Source organism: Pseudacidovorax sp. DMC4, assembly GCF_056314265.1.
Window position 1 is genome coordinate 236,338 of the sequence record NZ_JBQUYR010000008.1, and the last position, 20,898, is coordinate 257,235.

Annotated in this window: 20 protein-coding genes; 14 read left to right on the plus strand and 6 right to left on the minus strand. The window is 70.5% G+C overall.

All coding sequences use genetic code 11. From position 1 onward, the window contains the following. From ACT54X_RS16835 to ACT54X_RS16845, 3 genes are all read left to right on the plus strand, one after another. A complete protein-coding gene (locus ACT54X_RS16835) occupies positions 1 to 897 on the plus strand; it encodes an ImmA/IrrE family metallo-endopeptidase (RefSeq protein WP_476347567.1) in 897 nt (298 codons plus the stop codon). Positions 898 to 1,543: 646 nt separating this feature from the next. Beyond that, a complete protein-coding gene (locus tag ACT54X_RS16840) occupies positions 1,544 to 3,160 on the plus strand; it encodes a GGDEF domain-containing protein (RefSeq protein ID WP_476347568.1) in 1,617 nt (538 codons plus the stop codon). A 160-nt stretch (positions 3,161 to 3,320) separates the two neighbouring features. After that, complete coding sequence (locus ACT54X_RS16845; RefSeq protein WP_354320295.1) at positions 3,321 to 3,758, plus strand: YXWGXW repeat-containing protein; 438 nt, start codon at positions 3,321 to 3,323, stop codon at positions 3,756 to 3,758. 77 nt (positions 3,759 to 3,835) lie between these two features. Here the strand turns inward: ACT54X_RS16845 and ACT54X_RS16850 are convergent, their stop codons facing one another. Both ACT54X_RS16850 and ACT54X_RS16855 read right to left on the minus strand, forming a co-directional pair. Then, complete coding sequence (locus ACT54X_RS16850; RefSeq protein ID WP_476347569.1) at positions 3,836 to 5,023, minus strand: iron-containing alcohol dehydrogenase; 1,188 nt, start codon at positions 5,021 to 5,023, stop codon at positions 3,836 to 3,838. Between the two features lie 71 nt (positions 5,024 to 5,094). Then, entirely contained in the window at positions 5,095 to 6,087 is a 993-nt protein-coding gene (locus ACT54X_RS16855; RefSeq protein ID WP_354320293.1) for a Bug family tripartite tricarboxylate transporter substrate binding protein, read from the minus strand. A gap of 134 nt (positions 6,088 to 6,221) precedes the next feature. Between ACT54X_RS16855 and ACT54X_RS16860 the strand changes: the two genes are divergently transcribed. The 6 genes from ACT54X_RS16860 (at position 6,222) to ACT54X_RS16885 (ending at position 11,428) form a co-directional block, all read left to right on the plus strand. Further along, positions 6,222 to 7,010 carry an IclR family transcriptional regulator gene (locus ACT54X_RS16860; RefSeq protein ID WP_476347570.1) on the plus strand — a complete coding sequence of 263 codons (789 nt, stop codon included), beginning with the start codon at positions 6,222 to 6,224 and terminating at the stop codon, positions 7,008 to 7,010. Positions 7,011 to 7,077: 67 nt separating this feature from the next. Next, positions 7,078 to 8,136, plus strand: a complete 1,059-nt coding sequence (locus ACT54X_RS16865; protein ID WP_476347571.1) for a LacI family DNA-binding transcriptional regulator — start codon at positions 7,078 to 7,080, stop codon at positions 8,134 to 8,136. 141 nt (positions 8,137 to 8,277) lie between these two features. Then, the gene (locus tag ACT54X_RS16870; protein WP_476347572.1) at positions 8,278 to 9,147 is read left to right on the plus strand and encodes an SDR family NAD(P)-dependent oxidoreductase; all 870 of its coding nucleotides are present in this window, start codon (positions 8,278 to 8,280) and stop codon (positions 9,145 to 9,147) included. A gap of 31 nt (positions 9,148 to 9,178) precedes the next feature. Beyond that, complete coding sequence (locus ACT54X_RS16875; RefSeq protein WP_476347573.1) at positions 9,179 to 9,793, plus strand: carboxymuconolactone decarboxylase family protein; 615 nt, start codon at positions 9,179 to 9,181, stop codon at positions 9,791 to 9,793. Between the two features lie 20 nt (positions 9,794 to 9,813). Beyond that, on the plus strand, positions 9,814 to 10,827 hold the full coding sequence (locus tag ACT54X_RS16880; protein WP_476347574.1) for a tripartite tricarboxylate transporter substrate binding protein: 1,014 nt from the start codon (positions 9,814 to 9,816) through the stop codon (positions 10,825 to 10,827). A gap of 67 nt (positions 10,828 to 10,894) precedes the next feature. Next, the gene (locus tag ACT54X_RS16885) at positions 10,895 to 11,428 is read left to right on the plus strand and encodes a carboxymuconolactone decarboxylase family protein (protein ID WP_476347575.1); all 534 of its coding nucleotides are present in this window, start codon (positions 10,895 to 10,897) and stop codon (positions 11,426 to 11,428) included. Positions 11,429 to 11,437: 9 nt separating this feature from the next. Here ACT54X_RS16885 and ACT54X_RS16890 read toward each other — a convergent pair whose 3' ends face one another. From ACT54X_RS16890 to ACT54X_RS16900, 3 genes are all read right to left on the minus strand, one after another. Continuing rightward, a complete protein-coding gene (locus ACT54X_RS16890; RefSeq protein WP_017759635.1) occupies positions 11,438 to 11,938 on the minus strand; it encodes a hypothetical protein in 501 nt (166 codons plus the stop codon). Between the two features lie 108 nt (positions 11,939 to 12,046). After that, on the minus strand, positions 12,047 to 13,273 hold the full coding sequence (locus tag ACT54X_RS16895; RefSeq protein WP_476347576.1) for a CaiB/BaiF CoA transferase family protein: 1,227 nt from the start codon (positions 13,271 to 13,273) through the stop codon (positions 12,047 to 12,049). A 55-nt stretch (positions 13,274 to 13,328) separates the two neighbouring features. After that, positions 13,329 to 14,318, minus strand: a complete 990-nt coding sequence (locus tag ACT54X_RS16900) for a Bug family tripartite tricarboxylate transporter substrate binding protein (RefSeq protein WP_476347577.1) — start codon at positions 14,316 to 14,318, stop codon at positions 13,329 to 13,331. 170 nt (positions 14,319 to 14,488) lie between these two features. Between ACT54X_RS16900 and ACT54X_RS16905 the strand changes: the two genes are divergently transcribed. From ACT54X_RS16905 to ACT54X_RS16920, 4 genes are all read left to right on the plus strand, one after another. Then, positions 14,489 to 15,628, plus strand: a complete 1,140-nt coding sequence (locus ACT54X_RS16905) for an acyl-CoA dehydrogenase family protein (protein WP_476347578.1) — start codon at positions 14,489 to 14,491, stop codon at positions 15,626 to 15,628. After that, positions 15,625 to 16,716 (plus strand): acyl-CoA dehydrogenase family protein, encoded by a 1,092-nt coding sequence (locus tag ACT54X_RS16910; RefSeq protein WP_476347579.1) that lies wholly within the window; start codon positions 15,625 to 15,627, stop codon positions 16,714 to 16,716. Before ACT54X_RS16905 ends, ACT54X_RS16910 begins: the two co-directional genes overlap by 4 nt. A gap of 70 nt (positions 16,717 to 16,786) precedes the next feature. Next, positions 16,787 to 17,575: an enoyl-CoA hydratase/isomerase family protein gene (locus tag ACT54X_RS16915; protein WP_476347580.1), complete on the plus strand. Its 789-nt coding sequence runs from the start codon at positions 16,787 to 16,789 to the stop codon at positions 17,573 to 17,575. A 59-nt stretch (positions 17,576 to 17,634) separates the two neighbouring features. Beyond that, positions 17,635 to 18,540 carry an SDR family oxidoreductase gene (locus ACT54X_RS16920; RefSeq protein ID WP_476347581.1) on the plus strand — a complete coding sequence of 302 codons (906 nt, stop codon included), beginning with the start codon at positions 17,635 to 17,637 and terminating at the stop codon, positions 18,538 to 18,540. Between the two features lie 16 nt (positions 18,541 to 18,556). Here ACT54X_RS16920 and ACT54X_RS16925 read toward each other — a convergent pair whose 3' ends face one another. Further along, the gene (locus ACT54X_RS16925; protein ID WP_294376412.1) at positions 18,557 to 19,303 is read right to left on the minus strand and encodes a TetR/AcrR family transcriptional regulator; all 747 of its coding nucleotides are present in this window, start codon (positions 19,301 to 19,303) and stop codon (positions 18,557 to 18,559) included. 102 nt (positions 19,304 to 19,405) lie between these two features. On the opposite strand from ACT54X_RS16925, the gene ACT54X_RS16930 reads away from it, so the two are divergent. Next, a complete protein-coding gene (locus tag ACT54X_RS16930) occupies positions 19,406 to 20,887 on the plus strand; it encodes a sensor histidine kinase (RefSeq protein ID WP_476347582.1) in 1,482 nt (493 codons plus the stop codon). Positions 20,888 to 20,898 lie beyond the last annotated feature (11 nt).

Sequence of the window (20,898 nt, forward strand, 5' to 3'; positions counted from 1 at the left end):
GTGCGGGAGCTTGTTGGTCAGTCTGAACAGCGTGAAATCGATCTGCTGATCGACAAGATCCTGAGGGACCTGGGACGCCCCGAACCTCCGCTCGACCTGCGGATGGTTCGGGAGCTTCTGCGCCTCGATCGCAAGTACTACTCGTCGACCGAAGTGGGCCCTCTTGCCGAGTTCGCCCACCGCGTCAAGGTGGCTGGCAAACGGCTTGTCGAGGATCCCAAACTGATCCTTGAGGTGGTCAAGAAAGCTAAGCTCAGCGGGCTGTGGCTGCCCGATGACCGCAAGATCCTTATCGACAAAGAAGTCCCCGAGCTCAAGCACCGCTGGATCGAAGCGCACGAGATCAACCACAGCTTCATCCCGTGGCACAGCGAGTTCCTGCTCGGCGACACCGAGATCACGCTCGCCCCCGACTGTCACGAAATAATCGAGGCCGAGGCCAACTTCGGTGCCGGCCGCATGCTGTTTCTCGGCGACAAGTTCAGCATCGAGGCCAAGGACTACGAACCCTCGTTCAAGAGCGTCCAGGCGCTAAAGGGTCGATTCGGCAACACGCTGACATCGACCTTCTGGCGGTTCGTCGAGGACCGCGACCCGCTTGAGCCGACCTTTGGCCTAATCAGCACACACCCCAACCACGCCGACATCGGCCCCACGGAAGACGGCAGTGGCGTCCACTACTTCATCAAGTCAGCAGCGTTCCGCCAGATGTTCCCCGCCGTCACTGCAGCCCAATTGTTCGAGCTGATCCGGCTGCGCACGAGTTGGAGGCGTCGCGGGCCCGTGGTTGAAGGCACCGCAGCGCTGGTGGATGGCGGCGGCTCTGCGCGGACCATCGTTCTCGATGGCTTCTGCAATACCCACCATGTGCTCACACTGGGTCGGCTGGCGCGATAGGCCCCGACTTCCAAGGCGGGCCACGGATTAGTGACAGTCAGCGTGAATCCGCGTGACGAGAACGAAGGTCGCCAACCGCTGCACTCCTAAATTTGAGGCGAGCGTCGGACACGGACGACGGCGAACCGCCAGACACCCGTCGTTGGCGGAGCCAGGGTGAATGGCTGCAACCGCTGCATAGGCGCCGCTCGGGGTTGATCGGCGAATCGAAAGCCCGCTCATCTTTCAGCGGTGACTAAAGCGATTGCCGCACACCTGGGCCCAAAGCCGTCACGCGAAAGGGTCCTTGCCGCCTGACCGACCCGTCCTGCGCTGCAGACACTTCAACCACGAGCCCCCCGAAGACGCTCGTGCGTCGCTTAAAGCAGCCTGCTAGCTCAGTGCCGCTGGCCTTGCACTCACGGCAGGCTGCGGGCAAAGCGCTCACCGGACTTCCGCGCGGTGATGTTCACGCGCATCGCAAGGCGGATCGACGTCAGGGCAGTGCCTGCAGGAACCCGCCATCCCGCCCGATACGATACGGCCCACACCGTTATCAGAGGGTGCACGCCTTGACGCCGGACTTCCCACCCGATCAGCCGCCCTCGCCCTGCCGGACCCAGCCCAACCGCTTGGCCAGTGGCCCACTTCAACAAGGCCGCGCACCGTGACCCGCCACATCATCCTCGGCGACTCCGACGACACCCCCGACGGCGCCCTGGCGGCTGCGTACGCCGCCCTCGACAAGGGCCAAGTCCATGAGGCCTACGACCTGGCCGCCGCCGCGCTGTCCGCGGCCAATGGCGACAACCTCCGGCTCGAGGCCCGCGCACTGGCCTGCCTCGCGCATTGCGATCGCATCCATTCACGCCTGCGCCGCGCGAGCGGCACCAGCCGCAGGGCGGCGCAGCTCTTCGAACAGCTGGGCGACGCGCAGGGCGAGGCCAATGCGCTGACCACGCTCGCGCATGTCTGCATGCTGCTCGGTCGCAACGACGAGGCGGTCGAGGCCGCCTTGCTGAGCGTGCAGCTGTGCAAGACCAAGCAACCGCAGCCGCCCGCGGTGCTCGCGTTGAACTGCCTGGGGCTGGCCTACTCCTGGGGCGGCGACCACAAGCGCGGCGATGCGGCGCTGGAGCTTGCTGTCGAAACGGCGCGGCGCTGCGAGCCGGCGGTCAGTGTCTTTCAGCCGCGCATCAATCAGGTGTGGGTCGAGGCGTCTCGCCTGATCGATGAGCGCTTCCACACCGGCACGATGCGCAGCCTGGCGCGTCTGGCAAGCCTGGTGACGGAGTGCCGGGAGCTGGAGCGCGCCGGCATCGGGTTTGCGCTGCTGCCGGGGCTGCAGGCCTTCCGGGCCGTGATATCTCCGGCTTCGTGCGCGCTGCTTGCCACATGGCAGGGCGACATGGGTCTGGCCCACGCCGAGTTCGAGGCCGCCCAGCGTGCGCTGGGCACGACGGTCACCTGGCTCGATGCCTTCGTGCGTTGGTGCGCCGCCGAGATGGCCTGGGCACGGCAGGACTGGGCAGCCACGCAGCTCGAACTGGAAAGGATGCGGGATCTCGCCCTGAGCGTCGAGCACGAACAGCTGGCCTGCCGTGCCCATCTGCTGCTGATTCAGGTCTTCGAACTACAGGGTCGCCATGAAGATGCGTTGCGCGAGAACCGAATCCTTCGGCAACGCGAACAACGGGTCGTCGCGGACAGCCTGAGCCATCGGGAGGCGCTGGTGTCCTGGCGCCTTGGTGCGAGGCAGAGCGAGCGTCACCTGCAGCAGGCGCTGGTGGCGTCCAGGCAGTTCGAGCGCTGGTCGCTGGAGGACGCACTGACGGGCATCGCCAATCGGCGACATCTGGAGCAGGTCCTGGACGAAGAGCTACGCCTGCACGCATCCGCCGGGCAGCCGCTGGCCGTGGCGCTGCTCGACATCGACCAGTTCAAGTCGATCAACGACCGCTTCACCCACGAGGTGGGCGACCGTGTCCTGAAGACGGTGGCCGGCATCATGTCGTCGCAGTTGCGCGACCGCGACCTGCCGGCGCGCTGGGCGGGCGACGAGTTCGTCATCGTGTTCGCCAACGCCACGGCGGGCAGTGCGGCGCAGGTGTGCGAGCGCGTTCGGTTCGCCATCACGTCCTTCGACTGGGAGTCGATCGCTGCGGGGCTGCGCGTGGCAGTGAGCATCGGTCTGGCCGAGGCCATGAATGGGGACACCACTGCGTCCCTTCTTCACCGCAGCGACACGTCGATGTACCGGGTCAAGCCGCGCTCCGGTACATAGCACCGCGCGGCGGGGCCATCCGTGCAACGGTTACATGGATGGAGATCGATACAAAGTGCCGGCCTCATGGGCCCGCCCGGTCAGGCCCGTGCAAGCCCACCCTGACGATGCTGTTCCTTCCTCCCCCAAAGGTGACTCGAAGAAGAAACACAGCCCCGCCATGACGTTCACCGACCGATTTCCCCAGGCCGCGCGCCGCGCCCTTGCAGGCAGCCTTGCACTGATCGCCGTGGCAGCAGGCCTCAGCGCCTGCGTCACTCCCGTCGTCGAAGAGCGGCCCGTGATCGTTCGGCCACCACCGCCGCCACCCGCACCGCATGTGGTCGTGCGCGCCATGCCCGCGCCCGTGCATGAGGACCGGGGCAATCCGCCCGGCCCGGGCTTCAACTGGGTGCCGGGCCACTGGCGCTGGGCCGGCAACGACTGGCTCTGGCAGCACGGCCAGTGGGTGCGCCAGCCGGTGCCACCCATGCCGCCGGTCATCATCGAACAGATCGGCGTGCCGCCCTCACCGCAGCATGTGTGGGTGCCGGGCCATTGGGTCTGGCGGCCGGAGGCCGGCGGGTGGGCCTGGGTGCGCGGCACCTGGTACCGCTGATGGCGACAGGTTTTTGCGCCGGCCGCAACACCGGACCTGCGTAGCGTCGGCAGACGATCGGCACCGGTGGCGCAGCCTCAGGCACGCGCCGCCTTCAGCAACATCCGCACCGTCTCCACGCCCTCGATGGGCCGGGGATTGGTCCGGATCCACGGGTCGTGCATCGCCGCCTGGGCCACGGCTTCGATCCGCTCGTCGTCGTCCAGGCCCACCGCGCGCAGCGTGCGCGGCAGCCCCAGCCCCTCGATCAGGCCCGCCACCGCCTGCCAGGCTGGCACGCTGGGCTGGCCCATGGCTTCGCTGATCATCGCGTGCTGCTCGCGCACCACCGGTTCGTTGAAGCGCATCACATGCGGCATGAGGATGCAGGACGTGAGTCCGTGCGGCACGCCGCCCGTGCCGCCCAGGGCGTGGCCGATGCCATGGCTCGCGCCCTTGTTGACGCCGGCCTGAGAGCCCACGGTGGAGAGCCAGCCCGCCACCTGCGCATCGAGCCGCGCGCGCAGATTGCCCGCGTCGCGATGGGTGGCCGGCAACGCGCGGGTCAGCAGGCGGATGGCCTGCAGCGCCGTGCCCTGCGAATAGGGCTGCGCGTCGATGGAGCAGATGTCCTCCACGGCATGGTCGAGCGCACGCACGCCGGTCGACAGCCACAGCGCCTGCGGCGTGGGCAGCGTCACCGACGGATCGAGCACGACGACGCGCGGCACTTGCTGCGGATGGGTGAACACCTCCTTCAGGCGCGTCCGCGGATGCGTGACGCCGGCATAGGCCGTGAACTCTGCCCCGGCAAGTGTGGTGGGCACCGCCAGCAGCGGCAACTGCGGCGCGCGCACCGCAGCGCCTGCCGCGGTCATCGACTGCGAGGGCGACTTGCGCAAGGCGTCCATGTCGTCCACCGTGTCGACGTCGTTGGCCAGGCAGGTCGCCACCACCTTGGCCGCATCGATGACGGAGCCGCCACCCAGCGCCACCAGAAGATCGGCGTCGGCGCGCCGGGCGGCCTCCACCGCGGCGATGACGTCGTCGCGCGGGGTATGGGCGGCGATGCCGCTCCAGGTGGCCGCATGGCGCGCGCCCAGTGCGGCGGCCAGGCGGGCGGGCACGTCCGTCTGTTCGGCCAGCAGCGCGGCGGTCAGCACGAAGACGCGCTTGGCGCCCAGGCGCTCGGCCTCTGCCGCGACCACCTCGGCCGCCGGCTGGCCAAAGACCACACGCTCGATCTTGGGCAGGGTGTAGATGCCGCGGTACAGCTCGTCATTCATGTCGCTTGGACTCCTTGCGGCGCAACGGGCCGCCGTGATGGCATTGAGGGGATCGGTGCATGACGGCCGGCCTATTGCAGTTCCAGGCCGGTGAGCTTGACCAGCGACTTCCAGCGCGCGATCTCCTCGACCTGGTAGCGGCGCATGTCCTCGGGCGTGGAAAGCCGCATGTTCACCAGCTGGCCTTCGTAGAACTTGCGGGTCTCGTCGCTGCGGCCGGCCTGGGTGAACAGTTCGGCGAGCCGCCGCGTCGCCTCGGGCGGCGTCCTGGCGGCCACGGCCGCGCCCACCCAGGTGAAGGCGTCGAAGGCGGCCAGGCCGGCCTCGGGCGCGCTGGGCACGTCGGGCATCAGGGGCGAGCGCTGGGGCGCCGCGAGCATCAGTCCACGCAGGCGGCCCGACTTGACCAGCTCGACCGTGCTGCTCGCATCGACGATGGCGAAGTCCACGTTGCCTGCCATGACGGCGGCACCGGCGTCTCCCGAGCCCTTGTAGTTGATGGGCGTGGCCTTGATGCCGGCAAGCTGGTCCATCCACTCCGCATACAGCGTGTACGAGATCGAGCCCGAGCCGTAGTTGAGCGCGCCGGGCCGCTGCCTGGCATCGGCCACCAGATCGGCCACGGTGCGGTAGCGCGACGTCGGCGGCACCACCAGCATCACGGGCGCGCCCACCAGCAACGAGATCGGCGCGAGGTCGACCAGCGGGTCGTAGGGCAGCTTGCGAAAGGCCGCGGCATTGGTCGCCAGGGTCGAGTTGCTGCCGAGCAGCACCGTGTGCCCATCGGCCGGCGCATTCAGCACCATCTGCACGGCAATGAAGCCATTGCCGCCGGGCTTGTTCTCGACGATGGCGGGCTGGCCCGACATCTCCCCGAGCAGGCGCGCGAAGTGCCGCGCCGCGATGTCCGTGCCACTGCCTGGCGGAAAGGGCACCACCAGCTTGAGCGGACGCGAGGGGAAGGGCTCCGTCGCCGCGAGGGCGCCCGTCGCCTGAGTGGCCGCGAGGCCGGCACTGCCAAGCAATGCAAGCCACCGGCGGCGCGTGAAGGAATGCTGGGGCATGACGATGTCTCCGTTGTTGTTGCCGACCGCTGTCGATCATGGGCGGCAGCCCCGTCTTTCTCAACCGGGCCCGCGGCAGTCATTTCCATAGAATGGAAAACTCCCGCTGGCACCCCGCACCCAGGAGCTGCCCTTTGCGACCTCGCAAGCCCGTCGACCGCACCGACACCGCCACCAACCAGACCCTGCGCCGCGGCCTGGCATTGCTCAAGGCCTTCCGGCCCGGCTTTCCCGTCCTGACCAACGGCGCCCTGGCGGAGCTGAGCGGCCTGGCGCCGTCGACGGTCAGCCGCATGACCGGGGCGCTGGTCGAGGCAGGCCTGCTGCGGCAGTTGCCGGGCGCGGGCGGCTACGCGCCCACGGCGACCTGCATCAGCCTGGGCTTTGCGACCTTCCAGGCGATGGCACCGGTGCGGCAGCAGGTGCTGGCCCGCATGGAAGAGGCCGCCGAACGCCACAACGTGAGCGTGAGCCTGGCCGCCCCCGACGGTGACGACATGGTCTACGTCGACACCTTCCGCCGCGCGCGGCGCGAGACGCTGATGCACATTGCGCCGGGCGTGCGCATTCCCATGACCTACACCGCCCTCGGCACGGCCGCGCTGGCCTGCATGCCGGCACAGGCGCGGTCAGCGCAGATCTCCCACCTGGTCGCGCGCCACACAGGTAACCGCGCCGACTTGCGCGCGCAGATCGATGCCGGCGTGCAACACCACCAGATGCACGGCTGGTGCCAGGCCTCATGGGTGGCCGACGTGGTGGGCGTGGCGCGCGCGGTGCACCTGCCGGCGCACGGCATCCTCAGCTTCAATTGCGCGGGCTCGTCGTCGCAGATGAGCGCGTCGAAGATCGAGCGCAAGCTGGTGCCGCTGCTGTTCGAGCTGACCGAACTGGCCCTGTCCGCCGACAGCGAAGCGCGCTGATGGCAGCGGCCGTCGGCCGCAGGGCCGACCCCTAGAATCCGCCCGCTCCAGCGCCCCTCACCTGCCCATGAAACACCACGCCAAACGCGCCAGCATCAAGGACGTGGCGGCGTTCGCGGGCGTGTCGCTGGGCAGCGTGTCGCGGGTCATCAACAAGGCCGGCAATGTCGGCGACGAAGTCCGGGCGCGGGTGGAGCGCGCCATGCGCGAGCTGGACTATTCGCCCGATCAGACGGCGCAGGCGCTGCGCTCGCGCAGTTCGCGCACCGTGGGCTGCATGTTCACCGACGTGGCCAACCCGCTCTATGCGCGGCTCTACCAGACCTTCGAGACCAAGCTGCACAAGGCTGGCTACATGGTGCTGCTGGCCAACAGCCTGAACGACCTGCAGCGTGAGCGCGAGATCCTGTCGATGTTCCAGAGCCGGCGCATGGACGGCGCCATCGTCGCGCCGGGCAACGAGCGTGATCCGGCCCTGCTGGAGACGATGGAAAAGCTCGGCCTGCCGGTGGTCATCCTCGACCGCGACATGGACGTGGCGCACGACCGCGTGCTGTTCGACCACCTGCGCGGCCTGCACGACGCCGTGCAGCACCTGGCCGCACTGCAGCACCGCGACGTAGCCTTGCTCATCGCCGATGTGCCCAACCGGCCCATGCGTCGGCGCCTCGAGGGCTTCAAGGCCGGGCTCGAAGCCGCCGGTCTGGCGCTTCGCCCTGAGCGGGTCGTGCGCCTGGGCTCATCGACCAGCCCGGCCTATGACGAAGTGCTGCGCCTCCTGCGCCCCGCCGACCGGCCGACGGCGCTGATCACCCCCGGCACCAGCGTGCTGGCCGATGCGCTCAACGCGGCAGAAGCGCTGGGCCTGCAGGTGCCGCGCGACCTGTCCATCGTGAGCCTGGGCGACCCGGACTTTGCCCGCCATCACCGGCCTTCGATCAGCAGCATCGCCATCGACCACGAGATCGCGGCCGAGGCCGGCGTGGACATGCTGCTCAAGCGCATGCGCGGCGAGCCGCCCGCGCAGCCACGCGAGGCCCTGGCGCCCGCGCGCTTCGTGGCGCGCGAGTCGACCGGGCCCGCCCCCACCCTGCCCCTTCGCCGCGCACGCAACCCCCGCCCCTGAGACATCCGGCAGCCGGACCGCGGTACTCAATACACCTCGCGGTGAAACGTTTCACCCTGGGGAAAACGCTCTTCTTGTGCGGTTGCGCGCAGACCTACGCTGAGGTCATCACTCCATGGGCCATCGGCCCCGAGGTCCCGCGTGAACACCCTTCCGACCCCTCTCGGCGCCGCCGACCATTCCCAACCCGCGAGCAGCCGCCTGGATGGCCGCGTCGCCATCGTGACCGGCGCCGGCTCGCGCACCGCCGACGTGGGCAACGGCCGCGCGGCCGCCATCCTGCTGGCACGACGCGGCGCCCGCGTGCTGCTGCTCGACCTGCAGCCCGATGCCGCGCGCGAGACCGAGCGCACCATCGCGGCCGAGGGCGGGCAGGCGCTCACGCTGGGCTGCGACGTGTCCCAGGCCGAGGCCTGCCGCCAGGCCGTCGCCACGGCCGTGGAGGCCTGGGGCCGTGTCGACATCCTGGTCAACAACGTCGGCATCGGCGGGCCCGGCGGCAGCGCGGTCGACCTCGACCTGGACGAGTGGGACCGGGCCCTGCGCATCAACGTGACCTCGATGATGCTGATGGCCCGCTACGCCATCCCCGAGATGCGCAAGCTGGGCCGCGGCGCCATCGTCAACATCGCCTCGGTGGCCGGGCTGATGGGCGGCACGCCGGCCCTGCTCTACCCCACCTCCAAGGGCGCGGTGGTCAACATGACGCGGGCCATGGCCGCGCATCACGGCACCGAGGGCATCCGCGTCAACTGCGTGGCGCCGGGCATGGTCTACACGCCCATGGTCGCGGGCCGCATGACGCCTGAGGTGCGCGAGGAACGGCGTATGCGCTCGCTGCTGCAGACCGAAGGCTCGGGCTGGGACGTGGGCCAGGCCGTGGCCTACCTGGCCAGCGACGAGGCGCGCTGGGTCACGGGCGTGATCCTGCCCGTGGATGCCGGGGCCACCGCCGGCAAGGCGCCCTCGCCGGGCCTGAAGCCGGACGGGCGCGAGACCAAAGCTGGCTGAGTTCAGCCCTGCTCCATCGCCAGCCAGCCCCATGCCCCGCATCCCCCTGCTCCCCGAACACCCGGCCGATCCGCAGGCCGCCGCCCTCTTCGACGAAGTGCGCCAGGCCCGCGGCCCGGACTTTCCGATGCCGCACCTCTACCGCGTGCTGGCCACGGCGCCGGCCATGTTCCGCGGCTGGCTCGACTTTGCCTGGCCGCTGCGGCAGAACGCCCACACCCCACGGCCCTTGCGCGAGCTGCTGATCCTGCGCGGGGCGCAGATCTCCGGTACGGCCTACGAATGGGCGCACCACGTGCCGATGGCGCTGGAGGCCGGGGTGAGCCAGGCCCAGATCGATGCGCTCGCCGATTGGCAGGCATCGGCGCTGTTCGACGGCCCGCAACGCGCCGTGCTGCAGCTGGCCGACGAGGTCACGCGCGGCCCGGCCGCATCGCACGCCACGCTGCTGCAGCTCCAGCACAGCGGCTTCGACGACGCCGCGGTGGTGGAGCTGGTGCTCACGGCCAGCTTCTACGTGTGCGTGGGGCGCTTCCTGCAGTCCATGGACATCGAGCTCGAGCCTGGCTACGACGCGCTGTTGTCGTCCATGTCGACCGGCGATGCGCCTCCCACCGCCCACCCGCCCTCGGACCCTGTGCACTGAACCCACGAAAGGATTCCGCGATGACGCACCTTCCTCGGACGCCCCACCGCCGCGCATTGGGCGCTGTCATGGGCCTGCTGCTCGGCGCCGGCCTGCTGGCCGCCGCGCCGGTTCAGGCCCAGGCGCAGAGCCAGAGCGGGACCTTTCCCGACCGGCCGCTCAAGATCATCCTGATGTTCCCGGCCGGCAACGGGCTGGACACCAGCACCCGCAACTTCGCCGATGCGCTGGGCAAGGAACTGGGGCAGCCGGTGGTGGTCGACAACCGGCCCGGGGCCAATGGCGTCATCGCCTTCTCGGCGGTGCGTCTGGCGCCGGCCGATGGCTACACGCTGCTGGTGGGCAGCTCTTCGGGCATCACCATTCCGGTCGCCTACGGCAAGAGCCTGCCCTACGACCCGTTCAAGGACTTCAAGCTCGTCGGCGGCATGCTGCGCGCGCCCGCCATCCTGACGGTGCCGCCCGACTCCAGGTTCACCACCATCCGCCAGATGATCGAGGTGGGCAAGGCCAAGCCCGAGCCGCTGACCATCGGCACCTATTCCGACGGCTACTACCTCACGTCGCAGCGCCTGGCCAACCTCGCCGGCATCAAGCTGCGCAACGTGCCCTACAAGGGCTATCCGGCCTCGCTGCCCGACCTGGCGGCCGGCCGAATCGACATCGGCTACGGCGACGCCACGGCCACGCAGGAGCTGATCAAGTCCGGCAAGATCCGCGCCCTGGCCGTGACGGGCACCACGCGCCATCCCAACTACCCGGACGTGCCCACGGTGGCCGAAAGCGGGGTGCCCGACTTCTCGTACTACAGCTGGGACGTCTTCCTGGTGCGCAGCGAGACGCCGGCGCCCATCACCGAGAAGTTGATGGCCGCGGTCAAGCGGGTGCTCCACGGCCCCGACTATCCGGCCTTCCTGCGGGCGAATGGCTCCGAGCCCATGCTCGACGACATGCCCGCCATCCAGAAGATGATGACCGACGAGGTCACCCTCTACAAATCGCTCATCGCCAGCACCAGCGCCGAAAGCCGCTGAGCACACCGCCCATCCCTCATTGCATCGGCAGCATGACAGCCGGTGCGCTCCACCTGTACACCGCACCATGGCCCGCGTCCCCTACTTCGACCTCTCGCAGGCGTCCGACACCTACCTGCAGCTGATCGGCTCGCGTCCGCCACTCAACCTCTATCGCATGCTGCCGCATGCCGGCAAGGTGGCCGAAGGCTTTCTCGCGTTGGGCGGCGCCATCCTGCGCGAGAACCGGCTCGACTCAAGGTTGCGCGAGATCGCCATCCTGCGTGTCGGCCTGCTGTGCGGGTCGAGCTACGAAGTGCACCAGCACCGACGGGTGGCGCGCAACGTGGGTCTGGCCGACGACAAGGTGGCGGCCCTGGAAATCGGCGCCGACACGGGCGCGCTCGATGCCACCGAGCACATGGTGCTGGACTACGTCGACCAGGTCGTGGCGCACGTCAAGGCACCCGATGCGATGTTCCAGGCCTTGTGCCGGCAACTCTCGCCCGCCCTTGTGGCCGAGCTGACGCTCGTGATCGGCTTCTACATGATGGTGAGCCGCTTCCTCGAGAACTTCGAGGTGGACATCGAGGCGCCAGCCGCGACGCAGAACGCCGGTTGAGGCCCGGCCTCAACTGACCTTGCCGTCTTCCTGCTTGGCCTGGGCCATGGCCTCGGGCTCCAGTTCTTCCGCCTCCCGGTTGTAGCGGATGAAGACGCCCCACCCCGCGAGCAGCACGCCGACGGCAACGACGAGGGCGCTGGCGTAGAGCATGTCTGCCGGCGCCCTTTGCGCCTTGAAGGCGGCCACAAGCCCCTCGACCGCGAGCGCCACCACCAGCACGACCAGAAAGCGCGACAGGAAGCGGCGCACCCGCGTCGGTCCGCTGATGTGGGCTTCGCGCACCACCTCCTCTTCGGCGATGGTGCGCGAGATCTGCAGCGCCACCACCGCCGAGGCCAGCACGCCCAGCGCCTCGATGATGGAAGCGGCCGAGCCGCGGTCCAGGCCGGCACCGAAGGCGTCCCAGCCGATGCGCGCCGCGATCACCAGCAGCATCAGCGACGCCACCGCGAACACCACGGCCATCAGGGCGTGCACCAGGGGAAAGAGGTCGAGGAAGCGCTTCATGCGGACCAAGCCTGCCTGCCGGCCGCGGCGTCGCGTGTCAGGCGGCGCAGCGTCCTTCGGAAGGCAAGCAGGCCGGCCCGTGCACCAGGTCCGGCCTGCCCGCCGCCTTCAGGCGGCCTGCTTCACGGCACCCGCGGCCGCCAGCGATTCGATCTCCTCGGTCGACAGCCCCGCCTCGCGCAGCACTTCAGCGGAATGCTCGCCCAGCGTCGGCGCCAGGCGCGCGATGCGTGCCGGCGTCGTGCCAAAGCGCACGGGCGGCCGCACCTGAACGGTGGGGCCCTCGGTGGGATGCTCATGCGTCTCGAACAGGCCGACGCTGACCAGCTGTGGATGCTCGCGCAGCTCGTCGAGCGCATAGATGCGCGTGGCCGGGATGTCCAGCGCTTCGCAAAGCGTCAGGCAGGTGTCGCAGTCCATGTCGGCCACCACGGCCGCCAGGTCGGCATACAGCTCGCGCACACGGGCGTTGAGCTGGCTGCGGTCCAGCGTGCCGTACTTCTGCAGAAGGGCCGCATGGCCGGTGCGCTCGAACAGCGCCTGCCAGTGCGCGGGCGAATAAGGCAGAACCGTCACATGGCCGTCGCGCACGGCGATGGGGCGCCGTCCGCCATTGAGCACCCGCGCGTAGCCGGGCTCCGCCGTCGCAGGCTCGAAGGCATGGCCGCCGTGGTGCTCGACCAGCGTGAAGGCGGTCATGGCCTCGAACATGGGCACTTCCACATACTGGCCCTGGCCGCTGCGCGCACGGTGCAGCAGCGCGGCCGTCACGGCCTGCGCCACCATCAGGCCCGCAGCCTTGTCGGCCACCAGCGTGGGCATGTAGCGCGGCTGCGCGCCGTCGCGCAGGTTCAGGTCCACCAGGCCGCAGCCCGACTGCACGATGTCGTCGAACACCGGCTTGCCGGCGAAAGCGCCGCCCTCCTGGTAGCCGGTGGCCACGCAGTAGACGATGTCGGGCCGGACGCGGCGCAGCGCCTCATAGCCCAGACCCAGCCGCTCGATGGCCGGCACGCGCATGTTGTGGACGAACACATCGACCGTGGCCGCCAGCCGCAGCAGCGCCTGCACGCCTTCGGGGCGCTTGAGGTCCAGCGCCAGCGAACGCTTGTTGCGGTTGATGGTGAGGTAGATCGAGCTCATGCCACGGTGGCGCGACACGCCATTGGCCCGCATCAGGTCGCCCTCCAGGCTTTCGACCTTGATCACGTCCGCGCCCTGGTCGCCCAGAATCTGGGTGGCCAGCGGGCCGAGCACCACGGCGGTGAGGTCGAGGACGCGCAGGCCCGCAAGCGGCCCGCTGGCGGAGGAAGAGGTCTGCTCGGAAGGCTTCATGGCATGGAAAGAAAAATGGCCGACAGGCCGAAGGCGCCCATCGGCCGGGTCATCGTCATTGCTGCACCAGGCCGGCCGCTTCGGCCACGCGCTTGAAGCGCTCGTATTCGCGCTGCTGGAACTTGCGCATCTCGTCGCCCTTGAGGTCCAGGAAGTCGGCGCCCCGCTGCTGGCGGTAGGCCACGGCCTCCGGCTGTGCCATGACTTCGGCCAACGCGCCGATCAGCTTCTGGGTGATGTCGGCGGGCGTCTCGCTGCGCACGAAGAAGGAGCTCCAGACATAGGTCTCGAAGTCGGCGAAGCCGCTCTCGATCATGGTGGGCACCGCGGGCAGCGTGCCCATGCGCTTGGCGCCGGTGACGGCCAGCATGCGAATGCGGCCTTCCTTCTGCATCTCGACGAAGGCCGAGGGGTCGACGATGGCCACTTCCAGCTGGCCGCCGATCACGTCCGTGACCATCTGCGAGCCGCCCTTGTAGTTGATGTGGTTGATCTGCGCGCCCGAGGCCGTGCCCAGCCACGCGGCCACGAGCTGGTAGCCCGCCGAATAGTTGCCCACCGCGATCGGACGCTTCTCGCGCTTGGCCGCGGCCACCACGTCCTGGATGCTGTGGGCGGGCGAATCGCCTTTCACCACGAAGGCGGCCGGGCCGACGGCCGAGCCCACCAGCGGCTTGAAGTCCTTGAACGGGTCGTAGGGCAGGCTCTTCATCACGGCCGGGTTGACCGACATGGGCGAGTTGCTGGCCAGCAGGATGCTGTAGCCGTCGGCCGGGGCCGACTTGACCGACTGCACCGCGATCAGGCCACTGCCCCCGGGCCGGTTCTCCACGATCACCGGCTGGCCCAGCTTCTTGCCGAGCAGGTCGCCGTAGAAGCGCGAATCCGAGTCGGAGCCGCTGCCCGCGGTGAAGGGCACCACGATGCGCAGCGGCTTGGTGGGAAAGGCCGCCTGGGCCAGGGCGGCCGGACTGGCCGCCAGCAGCGCAGCGCCGGCGCCGAAGGCGCCCAGCGCAGCCAGGAAGGCGCGACGTTCAAGGGTCATGGGATGTCTCCGTCTGTAGGTGTGGATTCACGCAAGTCCGGGAAGGCCCGGGGTGGACCTCGCTTGCCTGGGCGGACTCTAGCACTTATATTTGTTGACCAACAAGCAAGTTGCTTTAGGTGTTGACCCGGACGCTCCTGTCCGGCACGCACCTTCGAAGGAGACAAGCCATGCAAGCCCTGGACATCCGTCCGGCCGAACTGCCGCCCGACTGCGAGCGGCTGCGCGCCGAGGTGCGCGACTTTCTCGCGCAGACGCTCGGCGACCTGCCGCCGCATGAGCGGGCGCGCAACTGGTCCGGCTACAGCCCCGAGTTCAGCCGAGCACTCGGCCGACGCGGCTGGATCGGCATGACCTGGCCGCGGCGCTACGGCGGCGGCGAGCGCTCCATGCTCGAGCGCTACGTGGTGCTGGAAGAGCTGCTGGCCGCTGGCGCCCCCGTGTCGGCCCACTGGGTGGCCGACCGCCAGAGCGGGCCGCTGCTGATGCGCTATTCGCCCGAGGTGCTGGCGCCCGAGCTGCTGCCGCGCATCGCGCGGGGCGAGTGCCATTTCTGCATCGGCATGAGCGAACCCGATTCGGGCTCGGACCTCGCCTCCATCCGCACCCGGGCCGTGCGCGATGGCGACGGCTGGCGCATCAGCGGCCGCAAGGTGTGGACCTCGGCCGCGCACAAGGCGCACTACATGATCGCGCTGGTGCGCACCGCACCACCCAGTGCCGACCGGCATGCCGGCATGTCGCAGTTCCTGGTGGACATGCGCAGCCCCGGCCTCACCATCCGGCCCATCGTCAACCAGCTGGGCGAGCACGAGTTCAACGAGGTCACCTTCGACGAGGTGCCCGTGCCCGCGCACCACCTGATCGGCGCCGAAGGCGAAGGCTGGCACCAGGTCACGACCGAGCTGACCTTCGAGCGCTCGGGTCCCGAGCGCTACATGAGCAGCACGCAGCTCATGCTCGAGATGCTGGACGCCGCCGATGCCGACAACCCGCACCACCAGCTGGTGCTGGGGCGGCTGGCCGCGCAGTACGCCACGCTGCGGCAGATGTCGCTGGGCGTGGCCGGCATGCTGGCCGCGGGCCAGAACCCCGGGCTGGCCGCTGCGGCCGTCAAGGACCAGGGCGCACTCCTGGAGCAGGGCCTGCCCGACCTGGCGCACGAACTCTTCGGCGGCCGCATGCCCCCCGAGAGCGACCTGGCGCGCGTGCAGCGGCACCTCGTGCTGGCCACGCCGTCCTTCTCCCTGCGCGGCGGCACGCGCGAAATCCTGCGGGGCATGCTCGCGAAAGGAATGGGCCTCCGATGAACGACGACCAACAGATGATCCAGGACAGCGCCGCGCGCCTGTTCGCCGATGCGGCCGGGGCCGCGCTCAACACGCAGGTGGAGGCCGGCGACTTTCCGCAGGCGCTCTGGCAGCAGGTGGAAGAGGCCGGCTTTGCGGCGTCGCTGGCAGCGGGCGATCAGGGCTTCGGCCTCACGCCCGACCAGGCGCTGCCGATCTTCGAGGAACTGGGCCGCCATCGCGTACCGTTGCCGCTGGCCGAAACGGCGGCCGGCCTGGCACTGCTCGCCTGCACGGGACATGCGCCGCTGGCCGGGCCGGGCACGCTGATCGACGCGGGCCCGGGCCAGACGCTGGCCCTGACGGCCGACGGCCGCCACCTGAGCGGCGAGGCGCCCGCCGTGCCCTGGGGACGCCATGCCGCCTGGGCACTCGTGCAACTGCCGCAGGGCGATATCGCCGTGGTGGACCTGAAGAATGCCGTCGGCCTCAGCTGCGAGCCGGGCCTGGACCTCGCAGGCCTACCTGCCGACCGCCTGCGCCTGGCAGGCGTCGCGGTGCGCGCGGTGCTGCCCGCCGCGGCATTCGGCATCGCGCTGCCACTGCGCAGCACGGCCGCCCTACTGCATGCGGCCATGATGGTCGGCGCCATGGAATGGGCGCTGGCCGAGGCCATCCAGTACGCCAACGACCGCGTGCAGTTCGGCCGGCCCATCGGCAAGAACCAGGCGCTGCAGCAGATGCTGGCGCAGGCCGCGGGCGATGTGGCCTCGGCCCGCATGGCGGTGCGCGCGGCAGGGCTGGACTTCAGGCTCGGCGACGCGGAGCGCGCGGCGCGTGCCGACTTCGGCGTGGCTGCGGCCAAGGTGCGCTGCGGCGAGGCGGCCACGCGCGTGGCGGCCACCGCGCACCAGGTGCTGGGCGCCATCGGCTTCACGCACGAGCATGCGCTGCACTTCGCCACGCGCCGGCTGTGGGCCTGGCGCGCGGCCTATGGTGCCGATGCCTGGTGGGCGCAGCGACTGGGCGCCGCGGCCATCCGCGCCCGCGCGGCCGGCTTCTGGCCGGCGATGACGCAGCGGCAGTTCTCCGTGACCGCGGCCGAGTGAGCTGCGCCGAGGGCGTCTCGCGCTTCAGCGTATGGCGCCCAGCATTCCCTTCACATTCCCCGAGACCTTCATGCCCCCACGCAGCCACACCGACCTCGGCGTCGACATGGACGGCCACGTCGCCATCCTCGAGATCCGCCGCCCGCCGCACAACTTCTTCGACGTGCCGCTGATCCGCGCCATCGCCGATGCGCTCGAAGACCTCGAAGCCCATGCCGACTGCCGCGCCGTGGTGCTGGCCGCGCAGGGCACGGCCTTCTGCGCCGGTGCCAACTTCGGCGGCGACACCGATGCCACGGCAGCCACCAGCCCGCGCGCACTCAACCCGATCTATGCCGAGGCGCTGCGCATCTACGCCACCGGCAAGCCCATCGTGGCCGCGGTGCACGGGCCGGCCATCGGCGGCGGACTGGGCCTCGCGCTGGCCGCGGACTTTCGCGTGAGCTGCCCGCAGGCGCGCTTCAGCGCCAACTTCAACCGGCTGGGATTCCATCCCGGCTTCGGCCTGTCGGTCACGCTGCCGCGGCTGGTGGGTCCGCAGCAGGCCGCCCTGCTCTTCTACACCGGCCGGCGCATCGACGGCACGCAGGCCCACACGCTGGGCCTGGTCGACGAGTTGGTCGATACGCCCGAGGCCGTGCGCGGCGCGGCCCTGGAACTCGCGCAAGAGATCGCACTGTCGGCGCCCATCGCCGTGCAGGCCACCCGCACCACGCTGCGGCGCGAACTGATGCCGCTGCTGCGCGAAGCCGTCGCGCGCGAAAGCGAGATGCAGTTCGCGCACTTCCGCAGCGAGGACTTCCGCGAGGGCGTGCAGGCCATGTCCGAGCGCCGGCCGCCGAAGTTCAGCGGCCGGTAAGCCGGCGGCACGCCTCCTCTTTCGCAACAACGCCCGCACCGCGGGGCCAGGGCAACACCATGCTTCAAGACGGACTGCTGCGCGGACGGCGCATCCTCATCACCGGCGGCGGCAGCGGCCTGGGGCTCGCCATGGCCGAGCGCTTCGCGGCGCTGGGCGCACAGCTGGTGCTGTGCGGCCGCCGGGCCGAGCTGCTGGCGGCCGCACGCGACGGCCTCCTGGCACGCCACGACGCCGATGTGCAGACACTGACTTGTGACGTGCGCGATCCGTCCGCCGTCGAAGCCATGTTCGATGCAGCCTGGCAGCAAGGCCCGCTCGATGTGCTGGTCAACAACGCGGCGGCCACCTTCATCGCGCAGACCGAACGCCTGAGTGCCCGCGCGGCCGACGCCATCCTGGGCCCCACGCTGCACGGGGCGCTGTACTGCACGCTGCAGGCAGGCCGACGCTGGATCGACAGCGGCCGGCCGGGCGTGGTGCTGAGCATCCTGTCGACCTCCACCCGCACCGGACGCGCCTTCACCGTGCCCTCGGCCATGGCCAAGTCGGCGCTGCTGGCCATGACGCGCAGCCTGGCCGTGGAATGGGGCCCTCACGGCATCCGCAGCGTGGCCATCGCGCCCGGACCCTTCCCGACGGCGGGCGCGGGCCAGGCGCTCGACCCGACGGCGGGGCGGGCGTTTGCCAATGCGGCGCCGAATGTGGAGGCGAGCGCAGGCACTGGCGTCGCGGCTGAGGCCGGGGCTGCCGCCCCTTATCCAGCCAACCCGCTGGGCCGCGTCGGCCGGCCGCCGGAGCTGGCCGAGCTGGCCGCCTTCCTGGTGAGCGAAAGCGCGGCCTATATCAACGGCGAGATGATCGCCATCGACGGCGGCCAGCACCTGCGCACCTCCGGCGCCGAAGACCTGCTGGCCTGGGGACCGGACGACTGGGCTCGCGCGCGGGCGGGCCGCGGCGGCTGAGCCCGGCGGGCCGCCGTCAATGCGGCGCCAAGGTCCTGTCGACCATCTGTAGGGCCAGGTCCCGCACCTTGTCCAGCCGCAGGTCGCCCAGCACCAGGCGCTGGTGCAGCACGCCGCGCAGCGCGCCGAGCAGCAGCGTGGCGGCGGTGGTCGGGTCGATGTCGGCACGGATCTCGCCCAGCGCAATGCCGTCGCGGATGTGCTGCTCCAGCCGCGAGATGCTGCTGCGGATGTATTCGCCGATGTAGGGGTTGAGTTCCGAGTCCTCCATGAAGCCCTCGGTCATCATCACCAGCAGCGCGCGGGTCTCGATCCAGCGGGTGTCGTCGCGGACGAAGTAGGTGGAGACCAGGCTGCGCACCGCATCCAGCCCCGGCCGGTGCTGAGGCAGCGCGAGGCGCCGTGCCTCGAAGCGCGCGCCGATGTTGAGCACCACCCGCTGCAACAGGCCGGCCTTGTTGCCGAAGCGATGGGCCGGCAGGCCGCGGCTGTAGCCGGCGGCCTCGCCCACTTCGGCCAGCGTCATGCGTACCGAGCCGCGACGCGCCACCAACTCCAGCGCCGCGTCCAGGATGCGCCGCTCGGCCAGCGCGCGGCGCTCGGCCTGGGTCAGCCGGGTACCGGCTTCGCCGCCCTCGTCCGCAGGGACTTCCTCGTCCATGGCCACGTCCACGGCGGGCGCAGCAGAGGCGGCGACGGCCTTGCGGGTCACGCGCTTGCGCAGCGCCGGCGCGGTGGAAGGGGACGAGGCTTTGGAGGGCATGGCGAACGTGGAGGCGGGAAGGCCACGGGGACAGGGCCGGAAACGATAGCACCTCGGTCGCGCGGCAGAGGTCCTGTTCGTGCCCACCGGCACAATGCCCGGATGCCCCGCTCCCTGCGCTTCCTGCTGCCCTGGCTGCTGGCCTGGCTCGCCGCCGTGCTGGCGGGTGGTGCATGGCTGGCGCGGACCGAACTCGATCGCCTGCAGGCCGACTTCGACACCGAAGGCCGCATCGCCCATCGGCTGCTGAGCCAGCAGGTGGTGCAGTACGACGCGGTGCTGGCCACGCTGGCGCTGCTGGGTGGCGCCCAGGCGTCCGCCGCCGCCGACCGGCCCGAACAGCGGCTGAGCGCCGTCTATCCCGCCATCCTGCGCGTGCAACGGCGCGCGCCCGGCACCGCATGGGCCGATGCGGAACTGGCCGCCGCCGAAGCCCGCTCGCGCAGCCGCAAGGCGGCGGTGCTCAGCCGCATCGACCTGGCCGCCGGCCGTTATCAACTGCTCATGGCGGCCGAGCCGACCAGCTACGCACTCGACATCGACCTGGCTGCGGCCGTGCCCTGGCAGGAATGGCCGAGCGATCCACGCACGGCCGCCGCCCGAACGGTGCTGACGCTGGATGGCCAGGCCTTCGTGCTGCAACCCGGCCGCGATGCGACCGCGGCCGGCGGCTGGCACTTCGGCTTCCGCAAGACGCTGGCCTCGGCCAGCCAGCCCTTCGAGGTGGTGTCGATGCGGCGCGTGGGCTGGGCCGAACTGCCCTGGGCTGCGATGGCGCTGTGGGCGGCGGCCGTCGCCCTCGCGCTGGGCGTGCTGCAGGCCTGGCAGCGCCAGCGCACCGGGCGCCGCCGGGCCGAGGAGTTGCTGCGTCTGGGGCAGGTCGGCCGGCTCAACACACTCGGCGAGTTGGCCGCCGGCATGGCGCACGAGCTCAACCAGCCCCTCACCGCCATGCTGGCCAACACGCAGGCCGCACGCCGCCTGCTCGACGACGACCCGCCCGAGCTGGCCACCGCCCGAGGCGCCATGGCCCAGGCGGCCGAGCAGGCCCGCCGCGCCGCGGCCGTGGTCGCGCGCCTGCGCCGCGCCATCGAGCGGCCCGAGGCACAGGCCGGCGAGCGGCGCACCGTCGTCGCGCTGCAGGATGTGGTGCGCGATGCCCTGCATCTGCTGGAGCCCGAATGCACGCGCCGCCAAGTGGCGGTGGAGACGGCCGCCACCCCGGAGCCGGTGCGCGTGCAGGCCGACCCCGTGGCGGTGGAGCAGATCGTCCACAACCTGCTGCTCAACGCGCTGCAGGCGCTGGAGAGCCGGCCGGCCGACGCGCCGCGGCGCATCCGCATCGCCGTGCTGCGCCAGCAGGGCCAGGGCCTGCTGCAGATCCACGACAGCGGGCCGGGCATCGCGCCCGAGCTGCTGCCGTGCATCTTCCAGCCCTTCGTCAGCACGCGCCCGGGCGGACTCGGGCTGGGCCTGAGCCTCAGCGAGACGCTGGCCACCGGCCAGGGCGGCAGCCTGGCCGCCGACAACCCGCCCGAAGGCGGCGCGCGCTTCACGCTCGCCCTGCCACTGGCCGAGGCCTGATCACCCGCGTC

Excerpts from the sequence above, each read along its gene's own strand:
- ACT54X_RS16910 (WP_476347579.1), top strand. The coding sequence starts at position 15,625 with ATGAACGACGACCAACAGATGATCCAGGACAGCGCCGCGCGCCTGTTC.
- ACT54X_RS16890 (WP_017759635.1), bottom strand. The coding sequence starts at position 11,938 with ATGAAGCGCTTCCTCGACCTCTTTCCCCTGGTGCACGCCCTGATGGCC.
- ACT54X_RS16855 (WP_354320293.1), bottom strand. The coding sequence starts at position 6,087 with ATGCCCCAGCATTCCTTCACGCGCCGCCGGTGGCTTGCATTGCTTGGC.
- ACT54X_RS16925 (WP_294376412.1), bottom strand. The coding sequence starts at position 19,303 with ATGCCCTCCAAAGCCTCGTCCCCTTCCACCGCGCCGGCGCTGCGCAAG.
- ACT54X_RS16850 (WP_476347569.1), bottom strand. The coding sequence starts at position 5,023 with ATGAATGACGAGCTGTACCGCGGCATCTACACCCTGCCCAAGATCGAG.
- ACT54X_RS16915 (WP_476347580.1), top strand. The coding sequence starts at position 16,787 with ATGCCCCCACGCAGCCACACCGACCTCGGCGTCGACATGGACGGCCAC.
- ACT54X_RS16865 (WP_476347571.1), top strand. The coding sequence starts at position 7,078 with ATGAAACACCACGCCAAACGCGCCAGCATCAAGGACGTGGCGGCGTTC.
- ACT54X_RS16880 (WP_476347574.1), top strand. The coding sequence starts at position 9,814 with ATGACGCACCTTCCTCGGACGCCCCACCGCCGCGCATTGGGCGCTGTC.
- ACT54X_RS16905 (WP_476347578.1), top strand. The coding sequence starts at position 14,489 with ATGCAAGCCCTGGACATCCGTCCGGCCGAACTGCCGCCCGACTGCGAG.
- ACT54X_RS16900 (WP_476347577.1), bottom strand. The coding sequence starts at position 14,318 with ATGACCCTTGAACGTCGCGCCTTCCTGGCTGCGCTGGGCGCCTTCGGC.
- ACT54X_RS16845 (WP_354320295.1), top strand. The coding sequence starts at position 3,321 with ATGACGTTCACCGACCGATTTCCCCAGGCCGCGCGCCGCGCCCTTGCA.
- ACT54X_RS16930 (WP_476347582.1), top strand. The coding sequence starts at position 19,406 with ATGCCCCGCTCCCTGCGCTTCCTGCTGCCCTGGCTGCTGGCCTGGCTC.
- ACT54X_RS16875 (WP_476347573.1), top strand. The coding sequence starts at position 9,179 with ATGCCCCGCATCCCCCTGCTCCCCGAACACCCGGCCGATCCGCAGGCC.
- ACT54X_RS16920 (WP_476347581.1), top strand. The coding sequence starts at position 17,635 with ATGCTTCAAGACGGACTGCTGCGCGGACGGCGCATCCTCATCACCGGC.
- ACT54X_RS16895 (WP_476347576.1), bottom strand. The coding sequence starts at position 13,273 with ATGAAGCCTTCCGAGCAGACCTCTTCCTCCGCCAGCGGGCCGCTTGCG.
- ACT54X_RS16885 (WP_476347575.1), top strand. The coding sequence starts at position 10,895 with ATGGCCCGCGTCCCCTACTTCGACCTCTCGCAGGCGTCCGACACCTAC.